This is a genomic window from Deinococcus sp. AJ005 (assembly GCF_009017495.1).
Lineage (GTDB): Bacteria > Deinococcota > Deinococci > Deinococcales > Deinococcaceae > Deinococcus.
The window spans coordinates 2,220,332-2,233,570 of record NZ_CP044990.1; the positions used below are offsets into that span (position 1 = coordinate 2,220,332).

Here is a 13,239-nt window from a genome sequence, read left to right on the forward strand (position 1 = left end):
AAACGTCAATGACTAGTTTCCACCTTTTGCTCGATTACAGTACCGATGTGTCAATTGAGCATTCTCTGGGATTGTCTGACCACCCCTCCAGTAATGCTTAATGTGATCAACCTCGGCATCATCGATGGCATGAATATGCTGCTTGCAAAGGGCGCAAGTAGGGTCGGTATCAAAAAGCTCTTGCTTCAGCTTATATGTAAAGGTACGTGAATCGCTGCGGGGTGGACCAATGACTTCTTTGAGCCGTGCCTGCCATACATCAGCGCGGTATTTGAGACGCTCGGCCTTGTCACCCGTACTGGCGACATATTCAACGAAGGTAGAGTCATTAGTCATCAGGTCAAGAAATTCTTCACGGATACGATCTGCATTGGGAACAATATCCGATTTTCCGTAGAAACTGAACCCGTACATAATCGTATCCCAAAGGGCGAAATTGAGGCGCTTATCCCAGGAGCCGTCAGGATTCTGCTCACTGCCAGGCTGAAACCGACGGAAAGCTTTGTCACCAAAAACTGTCCAGGCCATATCAATACAATTTTCAAAAAGATCTCGCAGCTTTTTAAGATCGCTTTCTGAGGGATCACGACGTTCCTCAAGTTCGCGATTCATCACTTGCTTCATATTGCCTTTATAATGTAAATGTGTCAGGCGATATAGCGCCAAAAATCTGAGAATGAGTTGACGATCAGCCATCCGCGAGTGAGGCTCTCTCAGACCTTGTATTTTAAGAAAATTTGAGTTTTCGGAGAGTGATTGGAGGAGATTGTTATAGCTACCCCTATAGACGCAGTTTCTCAACTCCTGGTCATTGAGTCTTTCTGCACCCAAATTCAAACGCTCAAATACCTCGAATTTTACATCCGGGTGAGATTCTGACTTAATCACAATAAAACGGAGAGTGGCATTCTCAAGATCGCCCTGTGTCGCCTCATCGAGATCAGCGAATTTCTTACCATTGAGTTCATGAAGGACTTGCAGACCAGTCAGCTTGAAGTCCTGTTTCAGACCGCTACTTGCTGGGAAACTCCCCGTCAAAAAAGCGTGAGGGCTGGTTAGTCGCTGTTGACCATCCACAACTTCCTGTTTTCCTCCAGCCGACTCAGCAACATAGACCACTGGAATGGGAATATTCAGAAGAATAGACTCGATCAGACGACTCGCTTTCGACGTACTCCACACGAACTTCCGCTGGAACTCTGGTTGAAGAATGATCTTTCCTCTGGTGATTTGACCGCTCAGATAATCGATTGCGATGTCCTGAATTCCAGTGCTAACGCGACGGGCGTCGGTCGGAATGTCCAAAGGCGGCAGTTCCGACTCCGCAGAATCACTGTTTAAACCAGCATCTAGCTCCACTTGAGTCATGCCTCAGTTTAAGGGCAATCAGGCAGAGGCACACCTCTAAATCTTTTCCGTATAAGGCGGAAAAATCACGTTGCTTTTCAACCATAGACCGTCTTACTCGGCCCACGCCTTCAACCCTTCGAAGAATCAGCGGTTCAACACGCTGACGATTTCAATGTGGCTGGTCTGCGGGTAGAAGTCGTGCGGCGTGACCTCGCCCAGCTTCCAGCCGCGCCGCACCATGTCGCCCACGTCGCGCGCCCAAGTGGCCGGATCGCAGGAGATATACACCAGACGGTCCGCCGTGCTGGAATCAATGTGAACGCGTGCCCCCTCCTCCAACCCGGCGCGCGGGGGGTCCACCACGATCACGTCGGTTCCCAGTTCGCTGAAACGGGCGGCGTCACCGTCACGGTAGGTCACGTTGCCCTCCGGCTTCCCTGCCGCCACGCTCTCGGCCACGTCCTGCCGCCCACGGGCCAGCGCTTCGGGAGAGGCGTCCAGCACGGTCACGCGGCGGAAGTTGGGGGCCAGATGGCGGCCAATCGCACCCGCGCCGCCGTAGAGGTCCACAGCATGTTCGCCGTTTCCAGCCAGCTCGGCGGCCCGTTCGTAGGCCAGCCCCGCCGCCGCCGGATTGACCTGCGCGAAGCCGGTGGCACTCACGCTGACCTGCACGCGCCCAAATTGCTCGCGCACGTCCATCTCACCGGCGATCAGGCGCACGCCCGCGCTGAAGCGGCGTCCGGCAGGCTGGGCCAGGGAGACGCCCACCGCCCCGGCTTCCATCAGATGTTCGCTGGCACGCATAAAGGCGCGGGGTTCCCCGGCCCCGATCAGGGCGGCCACCACTTCCCCAGTCAGGGCGCTGGCCCGGAAGGCAATTTCAGTGGCGGGAGCCAGTTGGGCCGGGTCAATTCGGGCGACGATGGCCGAGATGGCTTCCATCACCAGCGGGTCTTCGGACACCACCAGCGGATCGTTGCCGCGCCGCTCACGGTAAGCCAGCCCGTCCGGCGTCACCAGATACTGCGCGGTGTTGCGGTAGTGCCACTCGCTGGGGCTGGGCACGGTCTCGTTGACTTCGTGCTTCAGTTTGGCGATGCGGGTCAGCGCCTCCTGCACGAAGTCGCGTTTGTAGCGCAGTTGGGCGGCGTAGCTGGCGTGGCCCAGATCGGCGGTGGGAAGATTCGGGCCGTCCACGCGGTCTGGGCTGGCGTTCAGCACTTCCACCGTGACGGCCTGACGCACGCCCCGGCCCGCGCGCACGGTGGCCCGCACGCGTTCGCCGGGCAGCGCGCCGCGCACCAGCACCACACCGTCCTCGTCACGGGCCAGCCCCAGACCCCCCGCGACGAGCTTCTCTATTTCCAGCGTTAACACTTCGGGTTGTGGGGCAGGTTGGGGGGCAGCTTCAGACATCAGACCTTCAGGGTAGCGCGGCGCGGGCGCGGCAACCGTTCACCCCCTCTCCTTCAGCGCTGCCCATGCCTCCTTCAGACCCTCCGGCGTGTCCACATCCAGCAGCATGGCGGCGGGAAAATTCAGTGTCAGCACCGACTTTCCCTGGGCGGCGATGATCCGCCGGGGACCGTGATCGGCGTCGGGCAGGGTCAGCAACTCGGGCAGGAGGTCCGCGCGCAGCAGGTGGGGCGGGGCGCGCACGGCGTCCTCTCCAGTTCCGTAAGCGGCAATGACGACGGGCGCGTTCGTTTCCCTGAAGGCTGAAAGCAACTTCGCGTGAAGGTCCGCCGACACCAGCGGCATATCCGCCAGTGCAAAGGCCGCGCCGCCCAATCCAGCCGGAAGAGACTCAGCGGCCACCCGAAAGGAGGAAGCCATACCTAGCTCAGGCTGCGGGTTGACGACAAAGGTGAAGGGCAGGCCAGCCAGTGCGGCGCGGATGCCCTCGCCCACCGCACCAGGGGGAATAACGGCCAGCAGGGGTGAATAAACCTCTGCCAGCGCCTGAGCCGCGTACAGGCAAAGCGGTTGCCCATTCAGGTCCGCCAACTGTTTGGGACGGCCCATGCGCTTGCTGCGGCCAGCGGCAAGGAGGACAGCCGCGACGAGGAGAGGTTTGGGGGACATGGCGGCAGGATAGCGGGGGCGGGCGGGGAACGGTCTCCCCAAATCCTCCACCAGCCTCGCCATCAGCCTCCATCAAGGGGAGCCGAGAAGACTGCTCACCGTCCGGACTGTTCTACCCGCCTACAATCAGAGGAGCAACTGCAATTCAGCCTTCTTAACCCACCTCTATCAAAGGAGCGTCCACCATGAAACTCAATTACTCAGGTACAGAACAGGTCAAAGCCGCCCCCGCCGTCGTGTGGGCCTTCGTGCAGGACCCCGAACGGGTGGCCCGCTGCCTGCCCGACGTGCAGGAGGTGACGGTGCAGGACGCCAACCACATGGAAGCCACTGTGCAGGTGGGCGTGGGCATGGTGCGCGGCAAATTCAAGTTCAAGATTGAGGTCTTGCCTGACGAGGCAGCGGGCCGCGTGAATGTCAACGTGCGCGGCGGCGGACTGGGCAGCGTCGTGGACCTGACGGCAGGCGCGAACGTGGTGGACAACAACGACGGCACCACGACGCTGGACTGGACTGGCGAGGCCAGCATGCGCGGCCCGGTGGCCACCGTGGGCGGACGGATGCTAGACGTTCAGGCCAAGAAGCTGATTGAAAAGACCTTTGAGAACATGGGAATGGCCATGAGCGCAGCGGGCGGAACGCTGGCGTAAAGGCGTCCTCCGCCGTTCAGTCCAGTTCCGGCAGCGTCATCTGCTCCAGCAGTTGCACGGCGGTCACGACTCCGTGTGGGGAGACGGACAGCACGCGGCGTTCGGCCAGGGTCCACAGGGCGCGGTGGACGGCCATTTCCCCCTCGGCGCTGCCGCTGGGGGCCAGACGGTCCAGCAGCGTGGTGTAACGCAGCGGTCCCGCTTCCGCTGTGCCACTCGCCCAGACCGTCACCCCGGCCACCAGGGTCAGGATGCGGCGCTGCTCGGGGGTCTCAGCACGCTCCAGCAGTTGCTGACGGGCCTGGACGCGGCGGATACGGACATCGCGTTCGCGGCGGCGCGTCTCCAGCAGCGCGGCCACCTCGTCGGGTGTGGCCTCCCCCCGGCGGGCACGGGCGTCGCCGATCAGGCGTTCCAGATGGCGGTCCGCGCCCTCGCCCGCACGGGTTCTCACCGCCTCGGCGCGGTCACGGATCAATCCAGCAGCGCCCTGCACACGGGGATCGTTGAGGGCGCTCTGGGCGGCGCGGCGGGCAGTGTCGCGCAGGCCACCGCTGCCTTCTGCGGACTTGGAATCGGGTTCACGCAAGGCTCGGGTCACGCGCATCAGGGTTTTAAAATTGGGGCGTCGGCGGGTCATGCGTCCTCCAGGCGGACAAGAAAGGGGGAAAGAGAAACGGCGCCCCTCCCTTATAGCGAAAGAACGAGGGAGAAAACGTCACCCGAAAGTGAATTTCAACCCCACCCACACGTTCACTCTTTCTCGCCCTTGCGTGACGCCAGAAAGCGTTGCTGGGTTTCCCAGGCCCGCCGCCCAGCCTCACCGCCCGAATCGTCCACGCCCGCAATCTGGCGCACCTGCTCCAGCGCCCGCGTCAGCTCATCCAGATCGCGCTGGTCCTCGGCCTGGGCCTTCCAGGCGTTGACCGTGTTGGGCAGGTAATCCGTCAGGCCCTGGCGGGCGTCGTAGGAGCGGCGGGTATCCCCATTCTTCCCCGCCTCGGCGGCCACCGTTTCCAGATGTTCCACGGTGGCAAAGACCTGTCCGGCCACAGCAGGGGGCAGGCCCCGGCACAGCGCACGAATGTCTATCTCGGAGATGGTCTCGCCGCTGGACTGGACGGGGAGGGCGGGAACGGCAGCAGGCGGCTTTATCTCTTCCACGTCCGGCACAGAAGCCGAGCCAGTGCGGACCGTCAGCATGGCAGCGGCCAGCGCCAGAGCGGCCACCACCAGCACCAAGATCATCAGCGCCGGGTTGCCGTCAGTGAAGATGCCCGCCACCGCGAACACGGGAATGATCAGCCGAAAGGTGCGCCGGAAACCCGGCAGGGTCAGCAGGGTGGTCATTCCCCGCTGCGCCTGCGCCGAGACGAAGTAAAGCCCCGTGAGCAGGGCCACCAGCCCCAGCAGGGTGAACCCTACCACCGCGTTGCCCTCGCTGAAGATCAGACCAATCGCAAACAGCGCAATCAGCGTGCCGCCCAGCATGGACAGCGGATCATTCCTGCGCTGGGCGCGGCGTTCGGCCCAGCGCTGCTGTTTTTCAATATCGTCGGCCATCTTGCGGCGATTATGCACCCCACCACCGCTGCGCGCTTCGCCCAACGCTATTCCAGTGCGTCCAGCCGTCTCCAGCCCAGCCGCAAGCTGAGCCACGTTCCCAGCACCGTTGCCAGCGTCAGGCCGATGAGACCCAGCACGCCCTCGGGCGTTCCCAGCGCAGACAGGCCAGGAAAGAGGTCCGGGCGCAGCACGCTGCCCGCCGCCGGACGCGCCAGCAGCAGCAGGCACAGCACCGAGTACGCCAGACTCAGGCCCATGAAGGCCAGCCCGCCGGGACTGACGCCGATTTCTGCCGGGTTGTCGGCGTCAAATTTGGGAGCCGCCGCGCCCAGACCCACGCCCAGCGCCGTAATGACGAAGGCATTGCTGACGCTGACCAGCACGCTCAGAAGCAATAAGGTTGGCCCAAGATCCATGCTCCTGGCGCTGGCGATGCCCATGACCAGTCCCATCGTGAGCGTGACCGGCAATACGCCGTAAAACTTGCTCAGAACGATCTGCTGGGCGCTGATCGGCCCCGTTCGCAGCAGCCAGTAGGATTTGGCCTCGGTACTGAGGGCGGGAAAGGCCAGCCGCACGGCCACGCCGGACACGATGAAGCCCTGAAAGGCCAGTTGCACGTAGCCCAGGATGCCCCGGAACTGCGGAATGGGAATCGGCACGGCCTTGACGCTGACCAGATACACGCCCGCCAGCGCCACCACCACCAGAAGCTGGCTCCACTGCGTCGGATCACGCAACGTGACGCGCAGGTCTTTGTAGGCCAGGCTGCCGCCAGGGCCGAGGCGTGCGAACAATCTCTCCGCTGTCGTCGCTCGCTTGGGCGTCGGATCGAGCCGGGGCGTGCTGGAGTCCAGCGCCCGCGCCCAGCCGTCCTGATATGCGCGGGTGGCGAGGGCAGTGGCGGCGGCCAGCAGGCCAACAGTCAACAGTAGCAGGGGCAGCAGAGCCACTTCCAGCCGTCCGTGCGCCGCGCCCCAGATGCCCTGCGAGGCCCAGACAGGCGGCAGAAGCGGGCTGCTGGGGCTGGCGAAGTTCTTGAGCAGGGTTTCAAACTGCGCCGGATCCTGCATCTTCTGGATCAGCACTTCAGGGCGCAGGGCACGGATAGCGTAGACCAGTCCGGCGCTGATCAGCACGCCCAGGCCGGTGCTGACCTCGCGCACCCGGCCCACCGGAGCAACGCGCATCAGCAGTACGGCCAGCAGTGCGCCCAGACCCACCGGGGCGGCAAAGGTCATGAGAGCCGTCAAGACCATCAGCGGGTACGCCCACAGTGGTGCGTGGAAATACGCGCCCACCGTCAGCAGCAGCGGAATGGTCAGGAAGGCGGGGACCAGAGCCGTGTTCAGGAAGGTTTCGGAGACTTTGAGGGCAAAGACGCGCCAGGTTTTGATCGGCTGGGTCAGCAGGAAGTTCAGATCCTCGCTGAGGTACAGCGTGGAAATGGCGGCGGTGGTGGCGCTGAAGGTCACGCCACTAGACAGGGTGATCAGGCCGATCTCCAGCACACGGGCAAAAACATTGGTGCCGATACTGCCGAATGACCCCAGGAAATTGAGTGCCCTCCAGGTGCCGTAGACCTCACCCCAGACGAGCAACACTGCCAGCACAGCGACGAAAGCGTAGCCCCACTTCGGCCCCCGCCGCAGCGTGTGGCGCAGGGCGGTCAGCTTGAGATTCAGGAGGCTGGGTGGGCGCATGGACTGGGGGATAGGGGCAGGGCGGGTGGTCATGTGATCACGGGTGGAGGGCACGTTATTTGATTGGTGGCCTGCTCGGTGGCCCCCTCACCCCGCCGCCTGCGCGGCTCCCTCTCCCTCTGTGGGAGAGGGGACAAATTCTCCAAGCTCATCCCGCCGCCACCCCTTCCTGCCTTTGCCTCTGCTCCTCCTGCTCCTCTTCTATCAGGCGGAAGAAGATGCGCTCCAGACTGTCGCCATGAACGCCCCCGGCTGCCGTGCCAGTGCGGGCGCGCAGATCGTCCATCGTGCCCTCGCCCAGCACGCGGCCCCGGTCCAGCACCACCAGACGATCACAGACAGCCTCGGCCAGCGGCAGGCTGTGGGTGGTCAGCAGCACGGTGCGGCCCCGGTCAGCGTGGGCGCGGAACAGTTCGCGCACCTGACGGGCGGCGTGGGGGTCCAGGCCCACCATCGGCTCGTCGATGATCAGCACGCCGGGATCGGGCAGCATGGCGGAGATGATCGCCACCTTCTGCCGCATCCCGTGCGAGAAGGTCTCGATCAATTCGTTGCCGAAATCTTCCAGGCGAAACAGCGTGAGCCAGCGGTCAATCTCGGCGTCTGCGCCCTGCACCTTGTAAAGCTGGCCCACGAAGCGCAGTAGCTCGCGGGCGGTCAGCTTGCCGTACAAGTATGGACGGTCCGGGATGTAGCCAAAGGCGGCCTTGGCCTTCACCGGCTCCTTCCACACGTCAAATCCAGCCACGCGCACCGTGCCGGACGTGGGACGCGTCAGGCCCACCAGGGCGCGGATGGTGGTGGTCTTCCCCGCTCCGTTGCTGCCCAGCAGACCAAAGACCGCGCCAGGCTGCACAGTGAAACTGAGATCCTGCACGGCCTCGTGTGCGCCGTAGCGTTTGCTGTAGTGGCTGACCTCGATCATTGGGCAAAGTTTAGGCCGGGCGGAATGACAGGGGCCTGACTCGGATTCAGGGAACGGGTGCGGGTGCGGTTCCGCCATCCCGGTAGATAAGATTGCCCGTCAGTCTCATGACCAGCTTCTCTAACCCCTCCTGCCGTGAATCCGGTTCAGAGGCGGTGAGAACGGCATTCAACTCCCGAGCCGCCTCTGGATTTTTGACGGCGAGATCGGCGGGCCAGCGTTCGCGCTTGACCTCCCACCAGCCGTTGACCATGTAGAGACGATCCACGGCTCGACTCGCCACAGCCAACGCCAACAGGGCATGTGTGGGCTGATCGACTACAGCGCGGCAGTCCATAATCTCGTCAACCAACTTGAAACGCCCGTCCTCAGTCAATGGCCTAGGCTTCGGGCCAGCCGCGTGGAGGGCACGGGCCTCGGCCATCAGCGCGTCCAGATCAGGATGGGGCAATACGGCCCGGCCCTGGGCAAACATGGTGATCGTCGCAGCGTCCTCTGCGGCGAACATGGCGCGCACTTTACGAACTGGGTTGTGAAACACTTCCACGGGCACGCCGTCCACCACGAAATTGCTGCGCCAGCGGTGATCACCTGTCACCAGCGCGTGAAAATCCAGATCGCTGTAGGCGTTGGCCTCCCCACGCGCCGCAGAGCCGCACCACAGCGCCGCGTAAACGCCCGGTGTGGCAGCAATGCGTTCCAGCACGGGGGGCAGGGCAGCTTCCAGGCGAGTCTGATGTGGGTTGTCGGCAGCCTTCACCCGTAGATTTTAAGACAGGCAGATGTTAGGACAGGGCCGTGTGTCTGGCCTCGTCCATCTGCACGTCCTGGGCGTCGCTCTGCCATTCCAGCCGCAAATCCTGCGCGGTCAGCCAGTGGTTCAGGGTGTACTCGGCGCGGGCCAGTGCCGAGACGGTGCCGTGGGCCACCTCAATGGCCTGCCGCAATTCGTCGGAGGTCAGGAAACCCGCCTCCCAGGCCGCCAGCAGCTCATCGGTATCGGCAATTTCTGCACCCAGACCGTCATGCAGCACGATATCCAGGTACAGGTCACGCACGCTCCAGACTCCATCCGCGCAGCTGATCTGGGCCACATCAATGTAGTAATCGTGTTCGCGCCGCCCATGGAAGGCGTAGCGGCAGACCACCAGACTCTGTGCGGGCAGCAGGTGCGCCTGCCAGTGGCGAATGCGCGGATGCCCCACGAAATCGCGGGCCACATACAGGCCCGCGCTCGTCTCTCGGTAGGTTTTCACAGCGCGCACGCCGGTATTGGTGTAGTGACATTTCGCCTGAACGTCGTGCCGTTCCACCTTGACCGGATGCGCGTGAGGAAGCATGGAACAGCGTACCCGAAGACGCCCCAATTGACCGGGAGGAATCTAACATCCCCGTTCGGAATGTCGGGACTGCCTGGAGCAGTTCTCCGAATTACGTCACCGGAATAGAAGACTTCCGGTGACTCCATTCTCTCGTTCCGAGCTGTACCAGTCCGTCCTGCTCGGTAAAAGTCACTCGCTTCGCTCGGTCATAAAATTGGTCTTTTCATGACAACGGCTTTAGAGATTACACGATGGGCAGCGCGTCCAGCATTCCGAAGTCATGCGGTATGAACAGGCTGCCCTCGGTGGTCCCGCCGTCGCTGAGGCCGGAGAGACGGCTTTCGAGTGTGGCGGCATTTATTTCGCCCTTCAGGAAAGCGCGGTGGGCACGGATGACCTCGCGCACCCCCTCGGGCGTTTCGTGAACGAATTCGAGGCGCAGGTCCCGCAGGCCCGCCCCCAGCCAGTCCTTCAGATGCGCGGCGGCAATCTGCGGACGGCCCTCGAACACCGTGTTGCGGCAGCCCACGTCGGCCATCACCGGATGGGTACGTCCGCGTTCGTCGCGCAGGGCTATGCGGTGGGTTTCGCAGGGGTGACCGCAGTTGGTGTAATCCGTGCCATCACTCAGGAAGCGGCAGAACACGCAATGCTCGGTGTGAAAGACGGGCAGGTGGCCGTAGGCGATGACCTCCAGCCGCCCCGCGCCCACCAATCCGGCCAGCTCCGTGATCTGCTGCGCGTTCAGGTCGTGCGTGGGCGTCAGCCTTTGCAGTCCCAGCTCTAGCAACGCGCGGGCGGTCAGGACGTTGGCGGCGTTGAGGGAGAAGTCGCCTGTCAATTCCGCATCCGAACCCTGCAAACCTTCCAGCAGGCCCCCGCTACGAACCAGAATCCCGGCGTCCAGCGACAGCAGGAACTTCTGCAAGTTCTGCTCCGTAGGCTTGAGGATGCGCGGACTCGCCACCCGCACGGCGATTCCAGCCGCTTTCACCCGCTCCACACTGGGTTTCAGACCGTACAGTTCCAGATAATCCAGCGTGATGGAATCAGGATTCTCTGCGAGGGCCGCGTCCAGTTGTTCGGGGGTACGGACGAGAATGTGCAGGCGTGGTTCTGTCACCACAGGCGAAGATGCGGCAGCAGAGACATTCAGCACGCTCTCAATCCGCCGCACTGGAGCCTGCGACCGGAGGGCGGTCAATCCCTCCACCGCCTCCCGCCGCAGTCCGTTCAGGGCGCTGACGGGCAGAAACCCCTCGCCGCGCAAATCCACACTCAGGCCGGAGAGGTGATAGCCCGTGCCGCCGAGTTTCCCCAGTTGCTCTCTCAAACTGGATTCGTCCAGCGCACGGTTACGGGCAGGCGACAGGGGTTCTGACAGTGTGGCGGCAAAGCTGTGACCCGCCTCGTCAGTCAGGATGAGCTGGGGCGGCTGCCCCACATGGCCCACGAAATAGGCGCTGATCGGGCGCGTATACACCGGATCGCCCGCCTCAATCAGCGGTTTGACGCGGGCATTCAGGCTGGGATCGTGCGTGCGCCACACCGGATCGCCCACCCGCACGCGCGAGCCGTCCACCGCGCCGCGCCCAAAACGCAGCTCGTAGACACCGCCGACGCGCACATCCTCGGTCTGCTGTCCGTTCTGCCACAGGCCGTACAGGAACCCGCCTTCCTCACGACCCTCGGGCGTGCGCCAGTTGGCGGGATCGAAGACCAGACCGTCGCCGGGCTTCAGCGGTTCGGACAGTTCAGCCAGCACACCGCGTTCGGTGACGCCGCGCACGGTGCCGACGGGCACGCCCCGGTGCCTCGGCGCACGTCCGCGCACCACGGTCTGGTGGTTGGTTCCGGCCATGAAATGCGGGGCCAGACCGCGCGAATACACCTGCTCCAGATCCCGCTCCTGCTGCGGCGTGATGCTCAGGGGCAACCCCGCCCACGCCTCATCCACGGCCTGACGGTAGGAGGCGGTGGTCAGGGCCACGAATTCGGCGTCCTTGTAGCGCCCCTCGATTTTCAGGCAATTCACGCCGATCCGCACCAGCTCCGGCACCTGATGCAGCGCGTACAGGTCACCGGGGGACAGCAAATAGCGGGCGTCGCCCAGATCACGCTCTTCGCCGTCTACCAGCAGGTCATACGGCAACCGGCACGCCTGGGCGCACTGGCCCCGGTTGGCGCTGCGGCCTCCCCACGCTTCGGAGGAAAAGCACTGGCCGGAATAGCTGACGCACAGTGCGCCGTGGACGAAGGTTTCCAGCTCTATGTCGGTCTGGCTGGCAATGCGTTCGATGTCCTTCAGGCTCAGCTCACGGCCCAGCACCACGCGGCTGGCCCCGAAGCGGCGGGCGTGTTCGGCCCCCTCGGCAGAGGTGATGCTCATCTGCGTTGAGCCGTGGATGGGCAGATCGGGGCAGATCTGCCGGGCGAGGCGGGCGACGCCGTGGTCCTGCACGATCAGGGCATCCACCCCAGCCTCGGCCAGCGCCATTAACTGGCGTTCAGCGTCGCGCAGTTCACGGTCAAAGACCAGCACGTTAAAGGTCACAAAACCCTGCACCCCACGCGCGTGCAGACCGCGCATGATTTCAGGCAGTGCCTCGGCGTCAAAGCCGACTTTGGCCCGTGCGTGAAAGCCAGCACCATCTGCCCGGCCCTCACCGCTGGCTGGATTGACACCGAAGAACACGGCGTCGGCCCCGGCTTCCACCGCTGCTTTCAGTTGGGGAAAACCTCCCACTGGACTCATCACTTCGGGCTTGACTCGGGGGCGCAACATAACAGGGCAGTGTACGGGCTGCGGGGCAGGGCATATGGACGAGAGGAACAAAGCGGTCTGCCACGCCTCCACATCAATGGCCCTTATGCTGGCGTTGACCGGCGGCCCGCGCCTTCCAGCACACTGAACCCCATAAGTTCGCCCACCTCCCAGCCGCACTTGCCCAAGCCGCATTCACAAAGGAGTCTCCCCATGTCTGCCGATCACGAGCCACAAACCCATCCACAATCCGCCGACGCCACCGACGCCGAGGTGCTGGACATCATGCAGTCGGCCTTCGAGGCGGCGCGCAACGGAGACGCCGACTTCCTGAAAACGTGGCTGGAAAAGGGCCTGCCGCCCAACCTCCAGAACACGCGCGGCGACACGCTGCTGATGCTGGCGGCCTACCACAGCCACACGGAAGCGGTTCGCACACTGCTGGACCACGGCGGCGATCCCGACATCCTGAATGATCAGGGACAGACACCACTGATGGGCGCGGCCTTCCGGGGCGATCAGGCCACCGCCGAGTTGCTGGTAGAGCGCGGCGCGGGGCTGGACGTGGCCGCGCCCGGCGGCAGGACGGCGCTGATGATGGCCGCCATGTTTAACCGCATGGACATGCTGAACTGGCTGCTGGAGCTGGGGGCCGATCCCAACATGCGTGACGCGGGTGGGGCCAGCGCCGCAGACGCCGCACGCGTGATGGGCGCGGCACAGACGGCGGCAAGATTGGACGCTGTGATGGCGGCCCGTGGCGAGGATGCCACCGCTGACTAGTCTCCCCTGCCTAGCCGCCGCATTGACCCCCACCCACGCGCCCGCTAGACTTGCCCGCATGTTCGCGGCTGCCCTGAACGACAACGAT

The 13,239-nt window shown here is 63.5% G+C and carries 12 protein-coding genes; 2 read left to right on the forward strand and 10 right to left on the reverse strand.

The window, feature by feature from the left end:
* Positions 1–12: 12 nt before the first annotated feature.
* The 3 genes from DAAJ005_RS12680 to DAAJ005_RS12690 all read right to left on the reverse strand — a co-directional run bounded on the left by DAAJ005_RS12680 (position 13) and on the right by DAAJ005_RS12690 (position 3,438).
* Positions 13–1,368 carry a DUF262 domain-containing protein gene (locus tag DAAJ005_RS12680; RefSeq protein WP_151847428.1) on the reverse strand — a complete coding sequence of 452 codons (1,356 nt, stop codon included), beginning with the start codon at positions 1,366–1,368 and terminating at the stop codon, positions 13–15.
* 126 nt (positions 1,369–1,494) lie between these two features.
* On the reverse strand, positions 1,495–2,769 hold the full coding sequence (locus DAAJ005_RS12685; protein WP_151847429.1) for a class I SAM-dependent RNA methyltransferase: 1,275 nt from the start codon (positions 2,767–2,769) through the stop codon (positions 1,495–1,497).
* Positions 2,770–2,808: 39 nt separating this feature from the next.
* Positions 2,809–3,438, reverse strand: a complete 630-nt coding sequence (locus tag DAAJ005_RS12690) for an NTP transferase domain-containing protein (protein ID WP_151847430.1) — start codon at positions 3,436–3,438, stop codon at positions 2,809–2,811.
* A 185-nt stretch (positions 3,439–3,623) separates the two neighbouring features.
* Here DAAJ005_RS12690 and DAAJ005_RS12695 point away from each other — a divergent pair, with 185 nt between their 5' ends.
* Positions 3,624–4,088: a carbon monoxide dehydrogenase subunit G gene (locus DAAJ005_RS12695; RefSeq protein WP_151847431.1), complete on the forward strand. Its 465-nt coding sequence runs from the start codon at positions 3,624–3,626 to the stop codon at positions 4,086–4,088.
* Positions 4,089–4,104: 16 nt separating this feature from the next.
* Here the strand turns inward: DAAJ005_RS12695 and DAAJ005_RS12700 are convergent, their stop codons facing one another.
* From DAAJ005_RS12700 to DAAJ005_RS12730, 7 genes are all read right to left on the reverse strand, one after another.
* On the reverse strand, positions 4,105–4,728 hold the full coding sequence (locus DAAJ005_RS12700; RefSeq protein ID WP_151847432.1) for a hypothetical protein: 624 nt from the start codon (positions 4,726–4,728) through the stop codon (positions 4,105–4,107).
* A 113-nt stretch (positions 4,729–4,841) separates the two neighbouring features.
* A complete protein-coding gene (locus DAAJ005_RS12705) occupies positions 4,842–5,747 on the reverse strand; it encodes a hypothetical protein (RefSeq protein WP_151847433.1) in 906 nt (301 codons plus the stop codon).
* Positions 5,699–7,390, reverse strand: coding sequence for a hypothetical protein (locus DAAJ005_RS12710; protein ID WP_151847434.1), 1,692 nt, complete (start codon positions 7,388–7,390; stop codon positions 5,699–5,701). Before DAAJ005_RS12710 ends, DAAJ005_RS12705 begins: the two co-directional genes overlap by 49 nt.
* A 115-nt stretch (positions 7,391–7,505) precedes the next feature.
* Positions 7,506–8,282 carry an ABC transporter ATP-binding protein gene (locus DAAJ005_RS12715; RefSeq protein ID WP_151847435.1) on the reverse strand — a complete coding sequence of 259 codons (777 nt, stop codon included), beginning with the start codon at positions 8,280–8,282 and terminating at the stop codon, positions 7,506–7,508.
* Between the two features lie 46 nt (positions 8,283–8,328).
* The gene (locus DAAJ005_RS19205; RefSeq protein ID WP_226342414.1) at positions 8,329–9,042 is read right to left on the reverse strand and encodes a hypothetical protein; all 714 of its coding nucleotides are present in this window, start codon (positions 9,040–9,042) and stop codon (positions 8,329–8,331) included.
* Between the two features lie 25 nt (positions 9,043–9,067).
* The gene (locus tag DAAJ005_RS12725) at positions 9,068–9,622 is read right to left on the reverse strand and encodes a DUF402 domain-containing protein (protein ID WP_151847436.1); all 555 of its coding nucleotides are present in this window, start codon (positions 9,620–9,622) and stop codon (positions 9,068–9,070) included.
* Between the two features lie 226 nt (positions 9,623–9,848).
* Positions 9,849–12,389, reverse strand: a complete 2,541-nt coding sequence (locus DAAJ005_RS12730; protein ID WP_192930754.1) for a U32 family peptidase — start codon at positions 12,387–12,389, stop codon at positions 9,849–9,851.
* A gap of 192 nt (positions 12,390–12,581) precedes the next feature.
* Here DAAJ005_RS12730 and DAAJ005_RS12735 point away from each other — a divergent pair, with 192 nt between their 5' ends.
* On the forward strand, positions 12,582–13,151 hold the full coding sequence (locus tag DAAJ005_RS12735; RefSeq protein ID WP_192930755.1) for an ankyrin repeat domain-containing protein: 570 nt from the start codon (positions 12,582–12,584) through the stop codon (positions 13,149–13,151).
* The last annotated feature ends 88 nt before the right edge of the window (positions 13,152–13,239 follow it).